Origin of the sequence: Nocardia sp. NPDC058114 (genome assembly GCF_042884695.1) — a bacterium.
Classification (GTDB): domain Bacteria; phylum Actinomycetota; class Actinomycetes; order Mycobacteriales; family Mycobacteriaceae; genus Nocardia.
Genome location: NZ_JBHVTK010000002.1, coordinates 560,282 through 582,585, shown reverse-complemented (window position 1 = coordinate 582,585; position 22,304 = coordinate 560,282). Strand labels below are relative to the sequence as shown.

Here is a 22,304-nt window from a genome sequence, read left to right as displayed (position 1 = left end):
CTCAGCCGACCAGTGGAGGGGCAGAAATCATGAGTGGGAGTGCGGCAACGATGGTCGAGGTGTCCAAAGGGTCCAAGACCGATCTCGTCGACGGGCGGTACACGGTGCGCCTGGATCTCGACAGCCCGGCCGGGGCGGTGGACATCGCGGCGGTGCTGTTGACCGTCGACGGCAAGGTGCGTTCCGATGCCGACTTCGTGTTCTTCAATAATCCGGCGGCGTCGGGCGTTCGGCTGGAATCCGATGCTGTTGTCGCGGTCGATCTCTCGGCAGTGCCCGCCGAGATCCATCGGGTGGTGATCACCGGGAGCACCGAGGCGCAGGGGATTCGGTTCGGTGCGGTCGCCGGGCTACGGGTCTGTGCCGTCGGTTCCAGTCAATCGGTGAGTTTCGTGCCGCCGGGGCTGGATTCGGAGACGGTGTTGCAAGCCGTCGCGCTGTATCGGCGGGGGAGTGGGTGGCGTCTCGACGCGATCGGTCAGGGATACAGCGCGGGGCTGGCGGCGTTCGCGACCGATCACGGCATCGTCGTCGACGAAGAACCGGCCGACGTCTCCTCGCACGTGGCCGAAGCGCCTGCACCCCAGAGTGTTGCACCCCCGGCGCCCTCGGTCGATCTGCGCAAAGTCGATGTCGTGCTGACCAAGGAGTCGCCGGATCGCCGCGCCACGATCGACCTGCGCAAGGGCGATCCGGGCTACGTCCTGACCGTCGGTCTCGAGTGGGACGGCCGCGGTGCGAAATACGACGCGAACGGTCGTGTCACCGAGTTCGGCACGGGCGACCTGGACGTGTACTTCTTCTGCCGCAACGAGATCACCGGCGACTACGTGGTCCTCAGCGGGGAGAAGGGCCACCAGGGCGACATCACGCAGTGGCCGTTCATCCATCACCAGGGCGACACCCGCGGCCCCGGGGCCGACAACCTCCCCGCCACCGAACAGGTCACCGTCCGCCCCACCGAGAACGGTGATCTGCTGCTCAACGTCTACCAATCCGTGGACAACGGTGCGGGCGCCATCGACAAATTCGGCAACCCGCGCGTGCGCGTCCGCTACGGCCGTCCCGGCCCCGACGGCCTCCCCGACAAGGATGCCGACCAGATCACCGTCATCATCGGCAACGGCAAGAGCTCCTTCTGGGCCACCGTCGCCCATATCGACGTGCGCGACGGCATCCTCACCGTCGACGGCACCATCCACTACAGCCGAGCCTTCAGCGAACGCATGCCCGTCCTCGACACCGACGGCACCTGGGTCCGCTCCGCCAAGAACGGTCCCGTAGGCCGAAGCAAGAAGGCCAACGGTCTCGGCTTGAGCCGCTACGAAGGCCAGTGCCCGACCCCTCGCTGAGTCGAAAAACGCCGGAGAGACAGCGTTGTGCCGGGTTACGCTCGCCGTGACGTTTCGAACGACGAGGGGCACGAAACACGATGAGCGGCACAGTGATCGCGGTGAACAGCAACGGTGAGTACTCGTTCAGCAAGCCGACCAGACCGAGCATTCGGCTCCTGACAGGACTCGGTGTGGAGGGCGATGTCCACGCCGGAACAACGGTCAAACACCGCTCTCGGGTCGCGCAGGACCCGACCCAGCCGAACCTGCGGCAGGTTCACCTCATGCACGAGGAACTGTTCACCGAGGTCGCCGAACACGGATTCGCCGTATTCCCCGGCGATCTCGGCGAGAACATCACCACCAGCGGCCTGGATCTACTCGCACTTCCGGTGGGGGCGCTGCTGCGGATCGGTTCCGCCGCGGTCGTGGAGATTACCGGCCTACGCAACCCGTGCGTCCAGATCGACAGGTTCCAAGACGGGCTGTTGAAGCAGCTGGTCCACCACGATGCGGCAGGCACCCTTGTGCGCAAGGCCGGAATCATGGGCGTGGTCGTCACCGGTGGCGAGGTCCACCCCGGCGACAGTATCGTTGCTGAACTTCCGCCGCAGCCGTGGAAGGCCCTGGATCGGGTCTAGCGATGTGCTGAACTCTGGATTCGGCGGGCGTATTCGGGCTTGCACCTGACGTAAGGTCAGGTTCTACCGTCGACGACACCGGCGCACAGGGCGCCGGTGGAAGTGGGATGAAGCGGATGGACCAGCGCGGAACCGAGCGTGTGTGGAAAGTCGGTGAGCTCGCGGCCGAGGCCGGACTGACGGTGCGGACGTTGCATCACTACGACCGGATCGGGTTGGTGCACCCGGCGCAACGCTCCGGCACCGGCCACCGGCTCTACACCGCGAGCGATGTCGAGCGGCTGTATCAAGTGCTGGCTCTGCGGCAACTGGGCCTGGGGCTCGACCAGATCGCGGATCTGCTCGAGGGCTCCGTGGCGATGACGCAGGTACTGGCCGCTCACCGCGACTATCTGGCCGCGCAACTGGCCGCGACCCGGGATCTGCATGCCTTGGTCGCGGCACTGACCGCCACGGTGCAAAGCCGGTCGGACGCATCCACGGATCACTTCCTGGAATTGATCAGGAGGACCGTCATGGTCGACGACACCATCAAGCAATACTTCACCGAAGAGCAGTTGACCCAGCTCGCGCTGCGCCGGGAGGAACTCGGTGAACAGCGCATTCAGCAAGCCGAAGCGGACTGGGCCGTGCTGATCCCCCAGGTCGACGCGGCGATCGCGGCGGGCACGGACCCGACCTCACCCGAGGCGCAGGAAATGGCGGCTCGGTGGATGAGGCTCTTGGAGGGCTTCCACGGCGGCGACGAAGGCCTGCGCGAGAGCATGTATCGGATGCAGGCCGAGGAGTCCGACCGGATCGAGAGCGAGTTCTGCGGACCCTCACCCGCGCAGATCGAGTTCATCACGACCGCGAACGCCGCACGCGGGTAGCAGATTCGGCAAAGGCCACTGATTCGAGGGCGCTCGAGCAACGGCGACCAGTGGGGCGTGGGAATGCTTCCCGCGCCCCACGGCAATATCGGTCGTCGAGGTCAGGGCAAGGCCGCGCAGTTGCTCGGTGCCGGGGTGCCGGCGAAGCGCTGGGCTAGCCAATCGTGGGCCGTGACAGTGGCGGGCAGGAACTCCAGCAGGTGGCCGATCGCGGTGCTCGGGAACAGTGGCGGGAGCCAGGCTGTCGGTTCGAACTGTACGGTCGCGCCCTGCGCGCACCAGTCCACGGCCAACTGGCGGACCTGCGGATAGGTCAGGACGTCATCGTTGGTGCCGCCGGCGATCAGGACAGGTGCGATGGGTGTGCGCCTGCCGATACGCTGCTCGTCAACCAGCGCGGTCAATTCCGTTGAGCTGTCGATGATCTCGGCGGGTGTGCGACCACCGGCGGTGTACCAGGTCACCGGTCGCAGCATCGTCCGGATCACCGCCTCGGCGATGCAGGTGGTGGCCAGCTCGGCCATCATCTGCTTGCCTGCGGGATTGGTCGCGGCGTCGACGATCGGCGCCATCTCGGGATCATTGGCGACGATCCCGTTGAGCACATAGCCCAGCAACCCCGATGCGAAGCCGCCGATCACGCCGGGCACGATCCCGTTGATCGCGGGGGCGCTGAGCATCACCGCTCGCAGGTCCGCGGGCGGCGCTCCGGTGTAGGTGCCGCGCACGTCGAGGTCTGGGGCGTAGTCGCCTTGGAGTTCGGCGGCTGCGGCCGCGGCACCACCGCCCTGGGAGTAGCCGAAAATCGCGCTGGGGCGGGTGATTCCGGTCAGCGATTCGGCTGCGCGGATCGAGTCGAGGACCGCGTGGGCTTCGGCGGCCCGGTTGACGTAGTCGTGGACCGCGGGGGTGCCGAGGCCGTGGTAGTCGGTCATCACGACCGCCATGCCGCGGGCGAGCAGCGAGTAGGCGGTGATCATCTCGTAGCTGACCCAGATATCGAGCGGGAAGCTGTAGTGGATGAGTTCGGCGAACCCCTTCGACGGTGCGCATTGGTCGCCTTGGCCCTGGGTGCCTGGCGCGACCGCGATGAGCGGTCGGGGACCAGGGCCGTTCCACGCGAGGGTGGGTTCGAGGTAGGTCCCGGTCACCGCCGCAGGGGTGCCGTGAGTGTCGGCGCTCAGATACATGATCCGGGTGGCGTTGGCGGGGACCTGCCCATCCTGGCCGGGAACCGCGAGGACGAGTGCGAACGGTTCGCTGCGCAAGATCTGGCCGGGTGCCCCCGGCGGCAGTGGCGCGGGCGGCAGATAGAAGTCGTTGCCCTGGGCGGACCCTGATGTGGAGCCGGAATCCGGTGTGGTGGCGGCGGGCCCGGCGCCCACGGTCAGCGCGGCGGCGACTACCAGCACTGCCACGCTGAGCATCGCCTGACCTCGGAATCTGCGGCCGCCAGGCGTGGATCGCATGTTCGTTTCGGTTGACATCGGCTCCCCTTTTGGAGACATTTCACTGATTCGGACCATGACTCGGCCGTGGCCGGGGCTGTTCGCGCCACGTCCACGACGTGGTGTGACGCCCCCGATCTCAGCGATGACGAAGGGGTCAGGATCCGGTCGGGACATGCAGTCGCGCCCGCAGTACTTTGCCGCTGGCGTTGCGGGGGATCTCGTCGACCACGATGAACCGCTTGGGCACCTTGTAGCGCTCGAGTCCGTCGCGGACGTGCTGTTTGAGCGCGTTGTCGCTGGGCGGGGAGACGTTCGGGCGGAGGACGATGAAGGCATTGAGGACCCGGCCGTATTCGGCATCCGCGACACCGATCACGACAGCGTCGGTGATGGCCGGGTGGGCGGCGAGCCAATCCTCGACCTCGCCGGGGAAGACGTTCTCCCCGCCGGAAACGATCATGTCGTCGGCACGGCCGTCGATGAACAACCTGCGCTGCTCGTCGAAGTGGCCCATGTCTCCGGTGCTGACATGCCCGTCGATCACTTCCTTGGCCGCAGCCGCCACGGTCGCGTCCGGGGTGTATCCGGTGTATTCCAGTCCGCTGCGGACGAAGATCTCACCGATTTCACCGGTCGCGGCTTCGGTCCGATCGGCACGCAGAATCCGCACCGAAACTCCCAGCGATGACCGCCCGATCGTATCGGGCGCGGCGACGAGGTCGGCCGGGGTGGCGATCGTGACCAGACCGGCCTCGGTTGAGCCGTAGCCGTTCACCACGATCGGGCCGAAAGCGTTGATCAGGTTTGAGATGGTGATCGGCGAAATCGGCGCCGCTCCGGTCACCATGACCCGCAACGCCGACCGTGCCGCTGTGTTCTCCTGCAGTCCGGGCACCGCCAGTAGTCGTTGCAACATCACGGGCACCGCCATCACCACGGTGACCCGGTAGCGGGCGATATCGTCGAGCGCGGTCACGGCATCGAATCGGCGCCGGCAGATCGCGGTGCCACCCAATGCCAGCGGCCCGAGCAGCGACAGCAATCCGAAACCGTGGAACATCGGCGGCGCCACCAACACTCGATCGGTCGAACGCAGTCGCAGAATCGCCATCGCGGTCACGGTCAGCAACACGATCGCGTGCGGTTTGATCGCGCGCGGCACGCCCTTGGCCAAGCCGGTAGTGCCGGAGGTGAGCAATGTCAGCTTCACCGCCCGGTGTACCCGTGGCGGTGCCGGGTGGCTCCGGGAAGCGAGGTCGTCCAGCGTCGGGAGTGCGGTAGGGCCGGAATCGGTGTCACGCCAGGCAATTACGCGCGCACCGGCGAAATTCGACTGCTCGACCGTCGTGTCGTATTCGTCGTCGTAGACCAGTATGTCAGGGTTGTGCCGGGCCAAGATCGCCTGCAACTGCGCGGCGGGAAGCTCGGTATTGACGAAGATCAGCTCCGCACCGAGTTGTGCGCCCGCGGCCAGCGCCTCGGCGAACCCACGATGATTGCGGCACAGGATGCCCACCGACTTCGGCGCGGTGGCGCTGGACGCGAACAGCGCCGCGGCGATCGCCTCGGCGCGCCGCTGCAGCTGCCGATAGGTCAACTGCCCCGAGTCGTCGATGATCGCGACCTTGTCCGGATGCCGAATCGCGGTGGCCGCCAACAACATCGCGGGGGTCGGCCCGTACCGGTAGAAACTGCGCGCCAAGGCTGCGGCTTTGCGCGGCCCGACCGGAGCCAGCATGCCCGAGGTGACCACCGCGGGCACTGCCGAACCCCACCGGCGCAGGCTATGAGTCAGTTCAGCGCGCATTCGAGCTCACCTGAGCCTGATCGTCACCGGCGGTATCGGTGATGGTGGGCGTCGGCTCGACCCGAGGTTGCCTCAGCCGCGACAACGAGGCCTCGGTGTCACCGAGGTTGCGGAAGATCCGTTCCATCAGCACTTCCAGCGGCAGCCGGAACACCGCGGCGAACACCACCGACAGGAACCCGTAGAGCGGCGTCATCGTGCGCGGCTTCTTCACCACGGCTTTGGCCAGCACTTTCGCCGCGTCCTGCGGAGTTTGGCCGGGGAGCACGCGCATCCAGCGACTCGGCGCGCTCATCCTGGTGTGCAACAACCCGCCGTAGAAGGTGGTCAGGGTGACCCCGTCGGCGCGGGCTTCCATCCCGACCGCGCGCATCCACCAGTCGAAGGCCAGCTTCGACGACAGATAGAAACCCCACTTGGGAGCATTGGGGAACATGATCCCGACCGTGGAGACATTCACGATGTGCCCGCTGCCCCGCGCGCGCATGCCGGGCAGCAGCGCCAGCGTCAACCGCATCGGGCCGAGGTAGTTGGCACCGGAGGTGGCGGTGATGTCCTTGGGGCGGTCATAGGACAGGTGGACCGAACGACGCAACGACTTGCCCGCGTTGTGGATCAGCACGTCGACCTCGCCCAGGTCGTACCGCACCGCCGCGGCGAACTCGGCGACCGACTGCTCGTCGGCGAGGTCGAGCCGATAGGGATAGGCGTCGCCACCGGCGGCATTGATCTCCTCGGCCACTTCGAGCAGCCGGTCCATCGACCGTGCGGCGATGACCACCCTGGCTCCGGCGGCGGCGAACCAGCGGGCGGTTGCCTCGCCGACACCGAACGACGCCCCGGTGATCACGACCACCTTGCCCTCGACCTCACGGCGCAAAGCGGCTTGGCTACGTAATCCGCGGGGACCGATGGCCCACGCGATGGCCCGGGCGAACCGAGTCTCGGCGATCCGCGAGGGACCGGCGGGCAGAACTTCAGACATCAGTGTTACTCCGTTGTTTTCGACACGGTGGACAGCGAGCCGAGGAAGGCCAGTGCTTGGGGGTCCGACAGCGCGGCATCGATGGCCCGCTGCGTCAGTTCGATGTTCGGATCTGTGCGCAGCGCGGCGAGGATCGTGCCGAACATGTTGCCCACGACCAGGTCTTTGAGCTGATCGCGGGTGATGTCGCGGGTGCGCGTCCAATGCAGCACCAGCCCTTCGATATACGCCACGAACCCGCTGATCGCGGCCCGCAGCACCGGGGACGAGTCCGAATCGGTCACCTCCACGACCAAGGCGTCGGTCAGCTGGATGCGGTGACGGTCGCGAATCTGGCGCACCTCCGCGTCGGCGACATCGGCGAACAATGCCTCGAACGCTCTCGGCTGCTGCTCGGCTTCATCGAGCAACCGGTCGATTCCACGGCTCAGTCGGTCCAACGCGGGTCCGCGCAGGGCCAGCAGGTCACCCCAGAACTCCTCGGCGGCCTGCTCGAGAACGGCCAGGTAGAAGCCGCGCTTGCCACCGAAGTGATAGCTGATAGAACCGGCGGCGACCCCGATCGAACGCGCCAGGTCGACGATGGAGACCTCTTCGTAGCGATCACCGCTGAACGCGGCCTTACCCGCCGCCAGTAGCACTGCCCGCGACGCCTCGCCACGTCGATTGCCGACCATCACACCTCCAAGTTTTTGAATCAAATTCAGTAACTGGAGCGTAGGGGTCCGGCGTCGACGGAGTCAAGAAGTTTCTGAATCAGATTCAATATCTGCCGCGAAAATGGGTCCGGCCGGGTGCTGTACTTCGTCGGTGCCGTCATCGAGCACCTTCGCGTCCGCGATTGCGCGCTGGGACCTGTTTCGGTGTTCCTCGCGCTGACGGGGCGAGGTCGGCAGCCGCGTTGGCCGACCGGCTCGGCCGATAGCCCTCGCGAACGCCATCGAAATTCATGGTAGTAGTAGGGCTTTGACGGCTCGGCGTTCGTTCATCGCGCGGTAGCCCTCGGCGATCCGGTCCAGGGGGAGCACGAGGTCGAAGACTCGGCCGGGGTCGATGCGGTCGGTGCGGACGCGGTCGATGAGATCGGGAAGGAACCGGCGCACGGGGGCCGCACCGCCGCGCACACCCACTGCGGACGCGAGGATCTCGGCACTGTCGAGTTCGACAGCATGGGGGATACCGACGACGCCCAGATTCCCGCCCGCGCGGGTCGAGCGCAGAGCCTGGGTCACCGACTCGCCGGTGCCGACGCATTCCATCACCGAGTCCGCGCCGATACCGCCGGTGAGCTCCAGCATTACCGCGACGCCCTCCGTGCCGCGTTCGGTGACGATATCGGTAGCGCCGAACGCCCGTGCGAGCTTTTGTCGTGCGGGATGCCTGCTCATCGCGATGATCCGTTCGGCGCCCAGTTCCCGTGCGGCGAGCACGGCGCACAGTCCGACCGCGCCGTCGCCGACCACAGCTGCGGTCGCCCCTGGGTGTACTTCGGCGGCGATGGCGGCGTACCAGCCGGTGCCCATCACATCGGAGAGGGCGAGCAAGCTGGGGAGGTGACGGCGATCGGGGGTCTCGTCGAGCGCGACGAGGGTGCCCGCGGCATTCGGGATACGGATGTATTCGGCCTGGCAGGTGCTCAGGAATGCGCGGTGCACACAGCGGGATTGGTAGCCGTGGCGGCAGTTCGGGCAGGTGTTGTCGGAGGTGGCGAACGAGCCGACGACGAACTGGCCGGGCCGGAGCGTGCGCACCTCTGTGCCGACCTCTTCGATGACACCGATGTACTCGTGGCCCATCGGTTGCGGTTCGTGGACGGCCTCGATGCCGCGGTAGACCCACAGGTCCGTCCCGCACACGCAGGTCGCGACGGTGCGGATGATCGCATCGGTCGGTGCCTCGATCCGGGGGTCGGGCAGCTGTTCGACGCGGATGTCGCCGGGGGCGTGGATGACGGTGCCGCGCATGAGATCGCTCCTGCCGTTGATCGACCGATTACCCACCTGCAGTGCGTAATGCGATTGTTTCGATCCAAACACAGTGTGGTGCAAAGCAAGACGGGAACGAGAGCTGAGTCGCTTATGTCCCGTTCGGGGCGCCCGCGCCAGGTGATCCCCTGATTCCGCAGCGCATCTGCCGGCCGGGCACCTCGCCGCCGGCACCTCCTCGGCTGTGTCCGATACTCGACCCGGCGTCACATCACGACTCGCACTGCGAACGCAATATTGAAACCTGTTGAGTTGCAACATCATTGGATAACAGCGTGTTACGGTGACTGGACCGTCGGGTTCGGCAGATGTTCCGAAATATTTTGTAGGACAACATCGTTCACAACTCGAGCCATCCACTCGTGATGGTTCTCGACCACTTCTTCTCAGGGGGCCTGAGTGATGCGTGCGTTGGTGACCGGAGGTGCCGGATTTGTCGGTTCGCATGTGACAGATGCGCTCGTGGCACGCGGCGCCGAAGTGCTCGTGGTGGACGACCTCAGCCACGGCAACGTTCGAAATCTCGAGTCGGCGTTGCACCGCGGCGCGGACTTGGTCAGTGCGGACGTCCGATCGGCGGATACCGTCCGTGAGATCATGCAGCGGTTTCATCCGGATGTGGTGTTCCATCTCGCCGCGCAGGTCAGCGTCCATTATTCGATCGCGGATCCGGTGACAGACGCCGAGCAGAACGTGGTCGGTGTGGTCAGTGTGCTGGCCGCCGCAGTGGCCGCCGGGGTGCGGCGCGTGGTGTTGAGTTCGACCGGCGGTGCGATCTACGGCGAGTCCGCGCACTACCCGACACCCGAGGCGACCGCGCCCGATCCACCGTCGGCCTATGGGTTGGCGAAATGGGCGGGCGAACGATACGGGCGCTGGTTCGCCGACACCACGAATATCGATGTCGTGGCCCTGCGATACAGCAATGTCTACGGTCCGCGGCAATCACTCGACGGTGATGCCGGTGTCGTGCTGCGTTTCTGCGCGGCCGCGCTGGATCGTCGTCCGCCGATCATCTACGGCGACGGAATGCAGACCCGGGATTTCGTCTACGTCGACGACGTGGTCGAAGCCAATATCGCTGCCGCGCAATGTGGTCAGCACAGTTTCGGTGAATACAACGTGGGCACCGGGGTCGAGATCACCGTCAATGGACTGGTCGATGCGATTCGCACCGCCGCCGGCCTGCAACCGGCCGCCTGGCTGCCGCATTATGCCGCCGCTCGCGACGGTGAAGTGCGCCGCAGCTGCCTCGATGTCGCCCGCGCCCGCGCCGAGCGAATACTCGAGGCGACCACCGCCCTGCCGAATGGCATCGAACGCACCCTGAATTGGCTGCGGGACGCGCAAGCGTCCCTGGTTCCCACCGTGTAATCGCTTGTTGTCGAAGGGAGGGGCGGGCTGATGCGGCCTGTTCTCGATGATGATCACACCGGAATTCTCGCGGCGAGACAATTCGCCGAATCGGGCTATCTGATCGTGCCGGGACTGATTCCGGGCGAACTGCGCGCACGGCTGTTGCCGGAAGTGGACCGCTGGGTGGACCAGGGATTACGTGCGCGGTCCATCGACAGTTGCCGCGATCCCGCGGCTTACGGAATACCGCCGGTGATGGAGCTGGAATTGCCCGCGCACGGGGAAATCCTGACGTATCGGCCGCTGATGGCGATCCTGTCCCAGCTGCTCGGACCCGATTTCGTCTACCACCATCTGCACAGTGACCGCCATGACGCGACGATCGCGGCGAAATCGTGGCACCACGACTATGAACCCAACGATCTGGCCGATTCCACCCTGGCGATGGTGCACACGCTGCATTACCTCACCGGACTCGATGACACCATGGCCGCGCTGGTGATTCTGCCGGGGTCGCATCATCAGTCGCGCGAAAAGTCAGCGATGGCGCATATCGGCACCGACCATCTCGATGGTGAAGTGGTGATCGATTCGCTACCACCGGGTTCGACGGTGCTCTTGCATTCGGCGTTACTGCACGCGCGACGACTGTCGGCGACGACGTCGGACCGGCATCGCTACTTCGTCGACGCGTCCTATTGCCAGACCGGCGCGGCGCGCTGGCGGCCGGTGAAACCGTATTGGCGCCATATGTTGGCACGTGCGCGTGAGCTGGGCCTCGGCACCGGGCTTTCGCCGGAGTTGTTCGCCGACAAGCATTTCCGAGACGATATCGCACAAGGATAGGGGCGCCCGATCATGAGAATCGTCGGAGACAGCGATCTCGCCGAGGTATTGGCGATCTACCGGGATGAGCATTGCGCGCACGGGGCGGAAGAGGGTGTGCGGTTTCGCGAAGGAGAGGACAATCTTCGCCGGGGTGACGAATTGTCGGGCACCTGGACCCGGGTGCTGTTGTCGCGGGCTGATCTGGCCGCGGTGACCCTGCCCTGGCATCTGAGCGAGGGCGGCGACCGGGAACTGGTGCCGCGCACCGGGCTGACGGTCGAACAGGCGGCCGCGCGACTGCGCACCGAACGGGCCGATCTGGCCGCTGCCAACCCGGTGTGCACGGGGCTGATCACCGCCCTGACCGAAGCGCCGTTCACCACGGTGTTTCTCAGCGCCGCTCCGGCCGGGCACAGCGACTATGCCGATCTGCGGGCCGAGGAAGGACTGTTCCACCTCGACGGGCTGCACCGCATGATCGCGTGGGAACTCGCGGGCAGGCTTCCCGCGGGGGATCTGATCGACGGTGTCGTGGCCGGTGAGCTGCGCGGCGAAGGTGTGCGGCGATGAACGCGGACACGCTGATCGAGCTGTTGCGGCGTAACGCGCGCGAACACCCACAGCGACCCGCACTGGCCGATGCCGACCGCGTGTTCACCTATCGCGAGGTCGAGCGAATAGCCGAGGTGACCGCGGACCGACTGCGCGCGGCGGGGGTCGGCCGGGGCGATCGTGTCGCTGTTCTCGGCGAACGAGACGCCCGGCAATGCGCGCTGATGTTCGGGGTGTGGTGCCGCGGCGCGGTCGCGGTTCCGGTCGAATCCTCGTGGAGTGCAGGTCAATTGCGTCGCCGACTCGACGCTGTCGGGGCACGCTGTGCGGTGTCGGCGACGGTCACCGACTACGGATCGGTCGTCATCGATCCGGTCGAGGCGATCGAGAGCGACGCACGGGGCGGTGCGTGCCACGTCGATGCCGGTGACCTCGCCTATCTGTCGTTCACGTCCGGGTCCTCGGGCGAGCCGAAGGCGGTCGCGGTCACGCACGGCAACGCGACTCACTATGCGCGGGCACTGTGCGAACGGCTGGGTTTCGATGCGGGCAACGCGCCGTGCGTCGGACATGTCACGACATTGGCGGCCGATCTCGGCCACACGGCGTGGTTGCTCGCACTGGCCAGCGCTGGTTCGGTGCACGTCGTCGCCGATCGCGACACCCGCGACCCAGCGGCCTTCTGGCCCGCGGTGCGCCGGGCGGGTATCTCGGTACTGAAGACGACGCCGTCTCACCTGGGCGCACTCGAACAGGACGCGGACTGTGAGCCTTTGGATGCGGTGCTGCTCGGCGGCGAACCGCTCTCCCGCGCCTTCGCCGCGAGCTTGCTCGCCCGCGGTATCGCGCACCGGGTGGTCAATCACTACGGTCCCACCGAGACGACCGTCGGCGCGACGTGCTTCGTTGCGACCACGGCGGCCGAACTGCCAGAGGAGGAGGTCGTTCCCATCGGAACGGCCATCGGCGCGACAACGACGCTGCGCTTGCTCGACGACCGGGGCGATCCGGTCCCCGACGGATCGGAGGGTGAGCTGTACATCGGCGGAAGGGGGGTCACCGCGGGCTATTTCGGGTCACCGGGCGACACCGCGAGAAAGTTCGTACCGCGCGACGACGACCGGGTCTACCGCACCGGCGACATCTGTCGGCGGCGCGCGGACGGAGCACTCGTGTTCGTGCGCCGCGTCGACCGTCAGGTGAAAGTTCGGGGGTTCCGGGTCGATCCCGCCGAGGTCGAACGAGCCGCCGAGTGCGTGCCCGGCGTCGAGCGGGCAGCCGTGGTCGTCCAGTCGACGGCCGTGGGCCCTCGGCTCCGTGCGGCTGTTCGGCTGACGCCGCGCACCGACGATGCCGCGACACTGGCGGCACTGCGTGCCTACTTGCACGAGGTGCTGCCGGGTTACGCGGTGCCGCAGCCGATCTTCGTGCTGCCGGAACTGCCGCTGGGATCCACGGGCAAGCTGGATCGCCCCCGCGTCGGCGTGATGGTGACCGCACTGCTCGACTCCCGTGCGGGCGGTGCCGCCGGCTCGACTCGTCGAGGCGACGATCCGGCGGGCGGCCTCGCGCACAGCATCGCCGCGTTGTGGGCAGGTGCGCTGGGAGTGCAGTCGGTCGATCCCGAGGCCGACATCATCGACCTCGGTGGCGATTCGATTCTGGCCATGCGCACGATCGCCTACCTCTACCGGCGTGGTCAGCGCGTGACTTTCGACGACTTTTACCAGCATGCGACTCCGCGGCGGCTGGCGGCGGTCGCACGACCGATCGACGCCGGCGCGTCGAAGGCCGGCGGGGGACAGCAGCCCGGTCGCCGGCTCGGGCCTGCCCAGCGGTGGATGTTCGCACAGCCGGTCGGTGATCACCGGCAGTGGAATCAGTCGGTGGTGCTGCGCTGCGGTCACGCTGTAGACGCCGGTGTCCTGTCGCGCGCAGTGACCGATCTTGCCGAGCGACATGCTGTGCTGCGCACCGAGATCGGGCCCACCGGACCGGGCGCCTGTCGCGACGTCGACGAGGTGGCGACGGTCTCGTTCTCCCGGCTGCCGCGATCGGCCGCGGGGATCGCGGAGTTCGTCGAGGGTACCTGCACCGACTTGCACCTCGGCCTGGATCCGGCGGCGGGGCGGCTCCTGCGCGTGCACCTGTTCGACGGCGGTGACGACCACGACGACCGCCTCGCCATCGTGGTCCACCATCTGGCCGTCGACGGGTTCTCCTGGCACATCCTGCTCGACGATCTCGCCTACGCGTATCGAACGGCATTGCACGGCAAGCAGTTCGACCTGCCGGGTACCGGTGACTACTACCGTTGGGCGGCCGATCGTGGCGGCTCCGTGGCCGCGGTGGTGCGGCGCCCGGCTCGCACGATCGGGCCGGCGCCACGACCGGCGAGCCTGGTGTGGACGTTGGACCGGACCGCGACGGCCGCGCTCGTTCGCGAGTACGGCGGTGCGCAAGGGCTCGAAGCCCTGCTGCTGTCGGCATTCGCCGCGGTGGTGCAGCGCGGTGAGGAGCAGTCGCTCGCGGTCGAGGTGGAGACCCACGGCCGTGACGCCGGTGACGGCGGCGGTGAGTACCTCGATACGGTCGGCTGGTTCACCGCCGCCAAATGGATACTGCTGGAACGACGTTCGCCGTCGGAGCCCACCCACTCCGCCGCGGAGATCGAGCGCCTCCTCGCGGGCACGCCCGAGCAGCCGATGGACACCGTGGGTGCGCGCCCCGACATCGGGTTCAATTTTCTCGGCACGTTCGAATTGCCGGACAAGCAGACCCTGGATTGGTCGGTCGCGCCGGAACAGGCGGGTACCGCGCGCAATCCCCACTGCGACCTGCTCTACCGGCTCAAGCTCACAGCTCGCATCGTCGAGGGCCGCCTCGTCACCGACCTCGTGCACCCGGGGTCCCCGGACTCCGACGACCGGGCGCGCCAGATCATGACCCGTTTCGCCGGTGCCGTCGCCGAGTACGCGGGCACGGTCGCCGCCCCCGCCACGACATCGGCACTGTCGACGTCGGGGCAGGTTCTGCTCGCGGGCGCGCGCGCACCGCGGGCCGGGGTGCGGGTGGTCGAGGAGGCGCCCCGAGTGCTGGTCACCGGCGCGACCGGCTACCTGGGCGGGCATCTGCTCTCGGCGCTGCTCGCACGCAACGCACAGGTGACGTGTCTGGTGCGCGGGGAGCGCGACATCGAGGCCCGGCAGCGGCTGCGCCACGTGCGGGGTATCCGGGTGCTCGCCGGTGACATCACCCGGACCGACCTCGGGATGTCGGTCGACGCGACCCGCGCGGCGGGCCGGGCACAGGTGATCATCCACGCCGCGGCCGATACCCGACTGGTCGCCGCACCCGCCGAACTCGAACGAACCAACCACGCCGCGGTGTCCGGACTCCTTGCCTGGATCGACGCGCACGCACCCGACGCCCGGTTCCACCACCTGTCGACCCTCGGCGTCGCCGGCGGTGTCGAGGGCACCGCGCGACGATTCAGCGAAGCCGACCTGCGGATCGGCCAGTACTTCCGAACGCCCTACGAACGGGCCAAATTCGGGGCCGAACTGACCGTGCGACGGTGGGCGGCCCAGGGTCGGCAGTGCTATATCCATCGCAGCGGGCACATCGCGGCCGACAGCCGGACCGGGGCGTTCCAACGCAATATCGGGGACAACCGCGTCTACCAGATGATCTGCGGCTACCTGCTCGCCGGTGCCGCGCCACGTCGGCCCGCGGTGAGTTTCGGGTTCTCCTATGTCGACACCGTCGCCGCGGCGATCGCCACACTGGCAGGCCGACCCGCCTGCGCGCCCGGGGTCTATCACGTCGAAACCCCGCATCTGGTGGCCCACGACGAGCTCGTGGCCTGGAGCGCCGCGGCCGGCTACCCGGTCGTGCTCACCGACGACACCGCGTTCACGGCCGCACTCGCCCGGGTCGAGCGGTCGCATTCGGCCGCGGTGCGGCAGGCCATGGCGTGGTCGCACCACGACGCGGACCGAAATGTGCGGATCGATAGTTCCTGGACTGTCGCCGCGCTCAACCGGCTCGGCATCCATTTCGCCGCGCCGACCCCGCGATGGTGGTCGACCGCGCTGGCGTGGGGGGCCGAGGCCGGGTACTTCCCGGCCGTCGCGACCGCCGACCGCACCGCCTGACCCACATCCCATCGATAGGAGGTCGAATGTCCGAGCTTTCCCCGGTTCTCGCCCAGGCCACTCCCGTCACCGCATGCCGCGGTGCGGGAATGTATCTGTTCGACGCGGCAGGCGAGCAGTATCTCGATTTCACCGCCGGTGTCGGGGTGACCAGCACCGGCCACTGCCATCCCCGCGTCGTGGAGGCCGCGCAACAGCAGGTCGCTCGCTTGATCCACGGCCAGTACACGACGGTCCTGCACGAGCCGCTGCTCGAACTGACCGCGCAGCTCGGCTCGGTGCTGCCGCCCGGTCTGGATTCGCTGTTCTACAGCAACTCCGGCAGTGAGGCGATCGAGGCCGCGGTACGCCTGGCCCGGCACGCCACGGGCAGACCCAACGTCGTCGTGTTCGACGGGTCCTTCCACGGCCGCACGATGGGGGCGGCCGCCCTGACCACCGCCTCGACCCGATATCGGGCCGGTATCGGGCCGCTGATGCCCGGTGTGGCGGTGGCACCGTTCCCGGCGGCGTTCCGGCTCGGCCTGAGCGAGGAGGCCGCCGTCGACCACGCGCTGCACGGTCTCGATCATGTTCTGGCCACCGTGACCGCGCCCGCCGAGACCGCCGCGTTGCTCGTCGAACCCGTGCTCGGCGAGGGGGGTTATGTGCCCGCACCGCCGGGATTCCTCGCCGGACTGCGTGAACGGGCCGATCGCCACGGCATGCTGCTGATCCTCGACGAGGTGCAGACCGGGTTCGGTCGCACCGGGAAATTCTGGGCGCATCAGCACGAACCGGATGCGCGCGCCGACATCCTGGTCACCGCCAAGGGTTTGGCGAGCGGGTTCCCGCTCTCGGCCATCGCCGCGTCCACCGAGCTGATGCGCCGGGCCTGGCCGTCCTCGCAGGGCGGAACCTATGGCGGCAATGCCGTGGCCTGCGCGGCCGCCCTGGCGACCCTGGCGGTGATCCGGGACGAGCAGCTGGTCGAGAACGCCGCGGTCCAGGGTGAACGACTGCTCGCCGCGATTCGCGCCGACGCGCTGGCCGTCCCCGGTATCGCGGACGTCCGTGGGCTCGGCCTGATGATCGGCATCGAGTTCTGCACGCCCGAGGGCACACCGGATCCCGACACCGCCAAACGCGCGCAGCAGGCCGCCGCGGCGCTGGGGCTGTTGCTGCTGACCTGTGGACCCTACGGAAATGTCGTCCGGATGATCCCGGCGCTGGTGGTGACGGCCGACCAGATCGACACCGCGGTCGCGCTGTGGTCGAAGGCCGTCGGCCTCGCGACCGGTGACGGCGCAGAAAGGAACGGGACCAACCATGTCGAAATCCGTTGAGATCAGCTGGGACGCAGCCGAGATCGCTCGCGACCCCGCGGTGTGGTCGCTGCGACTGCCCGGCGACGACCGCGACACCCTCGCCGCGACCGACGACGACGCGGGCAAGGTGCGGACCGCCGTGCACGCCTTCGTCGACGGCGCTATCGAACGAGTGGGGTTCGCCCACGTCGCCGACTTCGTCGATCCCGCCGCCTCGGAAGACGACATCACCCGCACGCTGCTGTTCGTGCTCGACGGGATCGGCGTGGTCGTTCCGCAGAACGGCGCGGGCGACCTGCGCCAGGTCCTGCGAGATCGCGAGGGAGACGGCGCCACGGCACTCGGATTCCATTGCGACACCTGCGATCTGCTGGTCCTGGTGTGTCTGCAACCGGCGGCGGACGGACAGGGGTTCACTCGGCTCGCCGGCGCCCGCCGGGTCAACGACATCCTGGAAGCCGAAGACCGTGAGACCCTTTCGCTGCTGCGTGGTGACTGGACCTACGACCGCACCGGCCGTGCCGGACCGCAGATCGTGGTGTCGCCCATCCTGTTCACCCAGCCCGACGGCACCATCGGCTGCTACTACCAGACCCGAACCGTGCGTGCCTCGCTGAATGCGGACGACCCCGCCGACGCACCCCGGCTCGCCGCGCTCGACGTACTCGACGAGGTGCTGCACCGCCCCGGCGTCGGCTTCGATCTGATGCTGGCCGCGGGCGATCTGCTGATCATCCGCAACAGCCGGGCACTGCACGGTCGATCGCCCTACATCGACCAACCGGGACCGAAAGCGCGCCGCGTGCTGCGGCTGTGGGTGGACAAGGAGAACCGATGAGCACCGAAGATCGCATCGCCCTGGTCACCGGTGGGGGTAGTGGGCTGGGCCGCGCGGCGGCCCTCGCGCTGCTCGAGCAGGGCTGGTCGGTGGCGCTGACCGGCCGTCGCGAAACGCTGCTGAAGGAGACCGCCGACCTCGCGAACGTCCCCGCGAGCCGAGTCCTGGTGGCACCCGCCGACATCACCGATCCCACCGCGGTCGCCGACCTGTTCACCGCAGTGCAGCGGTATTTCGGCCGCCTGGATCTGCTATTCAACAACGCCGGGGCGGCGGTACCGCGCTGTCCCATCGAGGACATCCGAGTCGAGGACTGGAATCGCGCACTCGACACTCTCGTCACCGGGGCGTTCCTGTGCGCGCAGCAGGCCTTCCGCGTGATGCGTGCCCAGTCGCCCGGTGGTGGCCGGATCATCAATATGGGCGCGCCGTCCGCGCACGCGCCCAGACCCAATGCCATCGCCTACACGACGGCCAAACACGCGCTGCTCGGCTTGACCCGGGCGCTGTCACTGGATGGGCGTGCGCACGGAATCGCCTGCGGGCAAATAGATGTCGGCAATGTGACGCCGCCCGACGGCAGTGGGCAACCCGCGGCGCGGCAGGCCGACGGCACACTGGCGGTCGAACAGACCATCCCGGCCGAGCGGTTCACCGAGGCGCTGGTGCTGATGGCCTCGATGCCGCTGGACACGAATATCCAATTTCTCGGCGTCTTCCCGACGACGATGCCGTTCGTGGGCAGGGGCTGAGACCATGGGCAGTGCGGGCATTCCGCTGGAACGCCGGATCGAGATCCTGTGCGAGGGCGACGCGCAGGCCAGGGCCGCGCTGCGCGACCCAGAACTCTCGGCGAAGCTTCGACAACCCGCACTGCCGTTGGCTCATCTCGCCGAGACGGTGATGACCGGCTACGGTGATCGGCCCGCCGTCGGGCAGCGGGTCACCGAACTCGTTGTCGACAGTGAGACAGGCTGTCGAACAACACGATTGCGGCCGGAGTTCCACACCGTCACCTATCGTGAGCTGTGGGATCGCGTCGGTGCGGTCGCGGCGTCCTGGTGGGGCTTCGGGTTGCGACCCGGTGACTTCGTGGCGATCCTCGGGGTCACCGGTGGCGACTACGCGACGCTCGATCTCGCGTGCGTGCATCTGGGCGCGGTGGCAGTTCCGCTGCAGGCCAACGCATCCGGTGGCGAACTGACAACGATCCTGACCGAGACCGCGCCGCGCGTCCTCGCGGTAGGAGTGGAGTTCCTCGACCGGGCAGTGGGAAGTATTCCGGCACAGCGGTTTCCACGGGCTCTGATCATCTTCGATGTGAACCTCGGAGACGACGAGCACGCCCGCATTCTCGCCGACGCTCGACGCCGACTGCCCCTTGTCGCCGTGCGCACGCTCGACGAGATCGTCAGCGACGGCCGTGCCGAGCCGCCGGCCCCGTTGTTCGCCGATCACGCCGACTCGATGAGCCTGCTCATCTACACCTCGGGCAGCACCGGAACGCCCAAAGGCGCGATCTACACCCAGCGGCTGGTCACCAGGATGTGGCTCAACGCCAGTCCGGTGCCCGCCCTCACCCTGGCGTATATGCCGATGAGCCATGTGGCGGCCCGGCTTTCGCTCTACGGCACGTTCGGTCGTGGCGGCACCACCTATTTCACGGGGCGTCCCGATCGTTCGACTCTGCTCGACGACCTCGCGCTGGTGCGGCCCACGGAGATCGCTTTCGCGCCGAGGGTCTGTGAGCTGCTGCTGCACCGGTTCCGGGACGACGTGGACCGGCGCCGAGCAGCGGGCGCGGACCCGGACCTCGCGCGCGAGGCCGCCCTCGACACCCTGCGCCGCGAGGTGCTCGGCGGGCGCGCGGTGTACGCCATCTTCGGTAGCGCCCCGATGGCCGCCGACGCGAAACTGTTCGCCGAGGCACTGCTCGGCTTCGCACTGCACGACGGATACGGCGCCACCGAAGCACTCGACATCCTGCTCGACCATCGCATCCAGCGTCCGCCGGTGACCGACTACAAGCTGCTCGACGTGCCCGAGCTGGGCTACTTCACCACCGACCGGCCACATCCGCGCGGTGAACTGCTGGTGCGCGCATCCACCGCGATCCCGGGTTACTACCGCCGGCCCGAGCTGTCCGCGGCGATCTTCGACGCCGAGGGCTACTACCGCACCGGCGATGTCATGACCGAGATCGCACCCGACCACCTCGTCTATCTCGACCGGCGCAACAACGTGCTCAAGCTGTCCAACGGCGAGTTCGTGACGGTAGCCCGGCTGGAGGCCGTCTATGGGACCAGCCCGCTGATCCGGCAAATCTTCGTCTACGGCTCCAGCGAGCGCGCCTACCTGCTCGCGGTGATCGTGCCGACCGACGAAGCACTGGCCGCAGGGTCACTGGACTCGGCGCTCACGGCGGCCCTGCGCGAGGTTGCGTCGGAGACGGGGCTGGCCGCCCACGAGATCCCGCGCGACTTCCTGGTCGAAACAGCACCTTTCACCGCCGACAACGGTCTGCTGTCCGGCCTGGGTAAGCTGCTTCGCCCGAAGGTGCGGGAGCGCTACGAGGCGAGGTTGGAGGGGATCTATCGTGATCACGCCGACGACCGGGCGGCCGAACTGCGTGAACTGCGGGCGCGCGCGGCCGAGCTTCCGTTGCTCGATGTCGTCGTGCGGGCTGCCAGGGCGGTCGTCGGCGGTGCCGAGAAGGATCTGCCCGTCGGCGCGAGTTTTACCGATCTGGGCGGTGATTCGCTGGCTGTCGTGACGTATTCGAGCCTGCTGAGCGAACTGCTCGACGTGGAGTTGCCCGCCGGGCTGCTCACCGGTCCGGGCACGGACTTCGCCGCGATCGCGGAATACATTCGGCGACAACGACAGCCGGAGTTCGCGCGCCCGAGCTTCGCTGCCGTCCACGGGGACGACACTGTCCAGGTGCGTGCCGAGGACTTGACGCTGGAGGCGTTCCTCGACCCCGCGACGGTCGCGAGGGCGCACGCGCTACCTTCGGTCGCCGAGGTCGCCGGCACCGTCCTGCTGACCGGTGCGACCGGCTATATCGGGCGCTTCCTGTGTCTGGAATGGCTGCGCCGGCTGGCCGATATCGGTGGCACGCTGATCTGCCTGGTGCGTGGTGCGGACCCGGCGGCGGCGCGATGCAGGCTCGACGACGTCTTCGACAGCGACGTCGATCTGCGTGCGGAGTTCCGGGCGCTGGCGGCCCGGCATCTCGAGATCGTTGTCGGCGATATCGCGCAACCCGCTCTCGGCGTGGGCCGTTCGGAGTGGGAGCGGCTGGCTGCGCGGGTCGACCATGTCGTGCACGCAGCAGCGCACGTCAATCATGTTCTCCCGTACCGGCATCTGTTCGACGCGAATGTGGTGGGGACCGCCGAGATCATCCGGCTGGCGTCGACCACCCGCGTCAAGTCGGTCGACTTCCTGTCCACGATCGCGGTCGCCGACTCCTCGGCGCTCGACGAGGACGCTGACATCCGGGTCGCCGCACCCGGTCGCCGCATCGACGACAGCTACGCCAACGGCTACGAGGCAGGAAAGTGGGCGGGGGAGATACTGCTGCGCACAGCCCATGACCGCTGCGGACTCCCGGTGACGGTGTTCCGCTCGAACATGGCCCTGGCACACCGCCGCTACACCGGTCAGCTCAATGTCGCGGATGCCTTCACCCGGCTGCTGGTGAGCCTGGGCGCTACCGGGGTCGCGCCGCGGTCGTTCGTCCGCGGCGGGCCTGCCCACGATCACTACGACGGGCTTCCGGTCGACTTCACCGCGGCGGCGATCACGGCGCTCGGGGGTGATCCCCGACCGGATCACCGGGTCTTCCATGTCGCCAATCCCCACGACGACGGCGTTTCGCTGGACCGGCTGGTGGACTGGCTGATCGAGGCAGGTCTGCCCGTGCGGCGGATCGACAGCTACCCGGAGTGGCTCGGCCGGTTCGAAGCGGCACTGACCCGTTTGCCCGAACCGCTCCGCCGTCGCTCGGTGCTCCCGCTGCTGCCGGCCTATCGGCAACCTGCCGAGCCGCGAACAGCACTGCCCACCAAGCAGTTTCAGGAAGCACTGCGCGCCGTCGGCCTGGCCGTCCCGCATCTCGATCGCGCTCTCATCGGCAAGTATCTCGCCGACTTCCGGGTGCTGAACCTGCTGGGGGACAGCGTCTGA

General features: G+C 67.8%; 16 protein-coding genes. 11 read left to right on the top strand and 5 right to left on the bottom strand.

The features are described from left to right. Window positions 1–29: 29 nt before the first annotated feature. From ACFVVI_RS11235 to ACFVVI_RS11225, 3 genes are all read left to right on the top strand, one after another. Window positions 30–1,352 (top strand): TerD family protein, encoded by a 1,323-nt coding sequence (locus ACFVVI_RS11235; RefSeq protein WP_387445148.1) that lies wholly within the window; start codon window positions 30–32, stop codon window positions 1,350–1,352. 80 nt (window positions 1,353–1,432) lie between these two features. Then, window positions 1,433–1,975 (top strand): MOSC domain-containing protein, encoded by a 543-nt coding sequence (locus ACFVVI_RS11230; protein ID WP_387445146.1) that lies wholly within the window; start codon window positions 1,433–1,435, stop codon window positions 1,973–1,975. Between the two features lie 107 nt (window positions 1,976–2,082). Further along, window positions 2,083–2,847: a MerR family transcriptional regulator gene (locus ACFVVI_RS11225; RefSeq protein WP_378995923.1), complete on the top strand. Its 765-nt coding sequence runs from the start codon at window positions 2,083–2,085 to the stop codon at window positions 2,845–2,847. Window positions 2,848–2,948: 101 nt separating this feature from the next. On the opposite strand, the gene ACFVVI_RS11220 is transcribed toward ACFVVI_RS11225, so the two are convergent. From ACFVVI_RS11220 to ACFVVI_RS11200, 5 genes are all read right to left on the bottom strand, one after another. Further along, window positions 2,949–4,274: a lipase family protein gene (locus ACFVVI_RS11220; protein WP_378994782.1), complete on the bottom strand. Its 1,326-nt coding sequence runs from the start codon at window positions 4,272–4,274 to the stop codon at window positions 2,949–2,951. Window positions 4,275–4,452: 178 nt separating this feature from the next. Then, on the bottom strand, window positions 4,453–6,105 hold the full coding sequence (locus ACFVVI_RS11215; RefSeq protein WP_387445144.1) for an AMP-binding protein: 1,653 nt from the start codon (window positions 6,103–6,105) through the stop codon (window positions 4,453–4,455). Then, a complete protein-coding gene (locus ACFVVI_RS11210; protein WP_387445143.1) occupies window positions 6,095–7,090 on the bottom strand; it encodes an SDR family NAD(P)-dependent oxidoreductase in 996 nt (331 codons plus the stop codon). The genes ACFVVI_RS11215 and ACFVVI_RS11210 overlap by 11 nt, the downstream gene beginning before the upstream one ends. 5 nt (window positions 7,091–7,095) lie before the next feature. Then, window positions 7,096–7,767, bottom strand: coding sequence for a TetR/AcrR family transcriptional regulator (locus ACFVVI_RS11205; RefSeq protein ID WP_387445142.1), 672 nt, complete (start codon window positions 7,765–7,767; stop codon window positions 7,096–7,098). A 270-nt stretch (window positions 7,768–8,037) separates the two neighbouring features. Continuing rightward, on the bottom strand, window positions 8,038–9,054 hold the full coding sequence (locus ACFVVI_RS11200; protein ID WP_387445141.1) for a zinc-dependent alcohol dehydrogenase family protein: 1,017 nt from the start codon (window positions 9,052–9,054) through the stop codon (window positions 8,038–8,040). A 423-nt stretch (window positions 9,055–9,477) separates the two neighbouring features. On the opposite strand from ACFVVI_RS11200, the gene ACFVVI_RS11195 reads away from it, so the two are divergent. Genes ACFVVI_RS11195 through car form a run of 8 tightly spaced genes read left to right on the top strand, consistent with a single transcriptional unit; the run spans window position 9,478 to window position 22,304 of the window. Beyond that, entirely contained in the window at window positions 9,478–10,449 is a 972-nt protein-coding gene (locus ACFVVI_RS11195) for an NAD-dependent epimerase/dehydratase family protein (protein WP_387445140.1), read from the top strand. A gap of 30 nt (window positions 10,450–10,479) precedes the next feature. Then, window positions 10,480–11,277 (top strand): phytanoyl-CoA dioxygenase family protein, encoded by a 798-nt coding sequence (locus tag ACFVVI_RS11190; RefSeq protein WP_387445139.1) that lies wholly within the window; start codon window positions 10,480–10,482, stop codon window positions 11,275–11,277. A 12-nt stretch (window positions 11,278–11,289) separates the two neighbouring features. Next, the gene (locus tag ACFVVI_RS11185) at window positions 11,290–11,829 is read left to right on the top strand and encodes a DUF6309 family protein (protein WP_387445138.1); all 540 of its coding nucleotides are present in this window, start codon (window positions 11,290–11,292) and stop codon (window positions 11,827–11,829) included. Beyond that, window positions 11,826–15,968, top strand: a complete 4,143-nt coding sequence (locus ACFVVI_RS11180; protein WP_387445137.1) for an AMP-binding protein — start codon at window positions 11,826–11,828, stop codon at window positions 15,966–15,968. The genes ACFVVI_RS11185 and ACFVVI_RS11180 overlap by 4 nt, the downstream gene beginning before the upstream one ends. A 26-nt stretch (window positions 15,969–15,994) precedes the next feature. Further along, window positions 15,995–17,293, top strand: coding sequence for an aspartate aminotransferase family protein (locus tag ACFVVI_RS11175; protein ID WP_387445136.1), 1,299 nt, complete (start codon window positions 15,995–15,997; stop codon window positions 17,291–17,293). Beyond that, the gene (locus tag ACFVVI_RS11170) at window positions 17,277–18,113 is read left to right on the top strand and encodes a TauD/TfdA family dioxygenase (RefSeq protein ID WP_387445134.1); all 837 of its coding nucleotides are present in this window, start codon (window positions 17,277–17,279) and stop codon (window positions 18,111–18,113) included. The genes ACFVVI_RS11175 and ACFVVI_RS11170 overlap by 17 nt, the downstream gene beginning before the upstream one ends. Continuing rightward, window positions 18,110–18,865, top strand: coding sequence for an SDR family oxidoreductase (locus tag ACFVVI_RS11165; protein WP_387445132.1), 756 nt, complete (start codon window positions 18,110–18,112; stop codon window positions 18,863–18,865). The genes ACFVVI_RS11170 and ACFVVI_RS11165 overlap by 4 nt, the downstream gene beginning before the upstream one ends. A 4-nt stretch (window positions 18,866–18,869) precedes the next feature. Further along, a complete protein-coding gene (gene car / locus ACFVVI_RS11160) occupies window positions 18,870–22,304 on the top strand; it encodes a carboxylic acid reductase (protein ID WP_387445131.1) in 3,435 nt (1,144 codons plus the stop codon).

Bases quoted from the DNA above. Each gene is read 5' to 3' on its own strand.
- ACFVVI_RS11200 (WP_387445141.1), bottom strand. From the start codon at position 9,054: ATGCGCGGCACCGTCATCCACGCCCCCGGCGACATCCGCGTCGAACAG.
- ACFVVI_RS11195 (WP_387445140.1), top strand. From the start codon at position 9,478: ATGCGTGCGTTGGTGACCGGAGGTGCCGGATTTGTCGGTTCGCATGTG.
- ACFVVI_RS11210 (WP_387445143.1), bottom strand. From the start codon at position 7,090: ATGTCTGAAGTTCTGCCCGCCGGTCCCTCGCGGATCGCCGAGACTCGG.
- car (WP_387445131.1), top strand. From the start codon at position 18,870: ATGGGCAGTGCGGGCATTCCGCTGGAACGCCGGATCGAGATCCTGTGC.
- ACFVVI_RS11190 (WP_387445139.1), top strand. From the start codon at position 10,480: ATGCGGCCTGTTCTCGATGATGATCACACCGGAATTCTCGCGGCGAGA.
- ACFVVI_RS11175 (WP_387445136.1), top strand. From the start codon at position 15,995: ATGTCCGAGCTTTCCCCGGTTCTCGCCCAGGCCACTCCCGTCACCGCA.
- ACFVVI_RS11205 (WP_387445142.1), bottom strand. From the start codon at position 7,767: ATGGTCGGCAATCGACGTGGCGAGGCGTCGCGGGCAGTGCTACTGGCG.
- ACFVVI_RS11225 (WP_378995923.1), top strand. From the start codon at position 2,083: ATGAAGCGGATGGACCAGCGCGGAACCGAGCGTGTGTGGAAAGTCGGT.
- ACFVVI_RS11185 (WP_387445138.1), top strand. From the start codon at position 11,290: ATGAGAATCGTCGGAGACAGCGATCTCGCCGAGGTATTGGCGATCTAC.
- ACFVVI_RS11180 (WP_387445137.1), top strand. From the start codon at position 11,826: ATGAACGCGGACACGCTGATCGAGCTGTTGCGGCGTAACGCGCGCGAA.
- ACFVVI_RS11215 (WP_387445144.1), bottom strand. From the start codon at position 6,105: ATGCGCGCTGAACTGACTCATAGCCTGCGCCGGTGGGGTTCGGCAGTG.
- ACFVVI_RS11165 (WP_387445132.1), top strand. From the start codon at position 18,110: ATGAGCACCGAAGATCGCATCGCCCTGGTCACCGGTGGGGGTAGTGGG.
- ACFVVI_RS11170 (WP_387445134.1), top strand. From the start codon at position 17,277: ATGTCGAAATCCGTTGAGATCAGCTGGGACGCAGCCGAGATCGCTCGC.
- ACFVVI_RS11220 (WP_378994782.1), bottom strand. From the start codon at position 4,274: ATGCTCAGCGTGGCAGTGCTGGTAGTCGCCGCCGCGCTGACCGTGGGC.
- ACFVVI_RS11235 (WP_387445148.1), top strand. From the start codon at position 30: ATGAGTGGGAGTGCGGCAACGATGGTCGAGGTGTCCAAAGGGTCCAAG.
- ACFVVI_RS11230 (WP_387445146.1), top strand. From the start codon at position 1,433: ATGAGCGGCACAGTGATCGCGGTGAACAGCAACGGTGAGTACTCGTTC.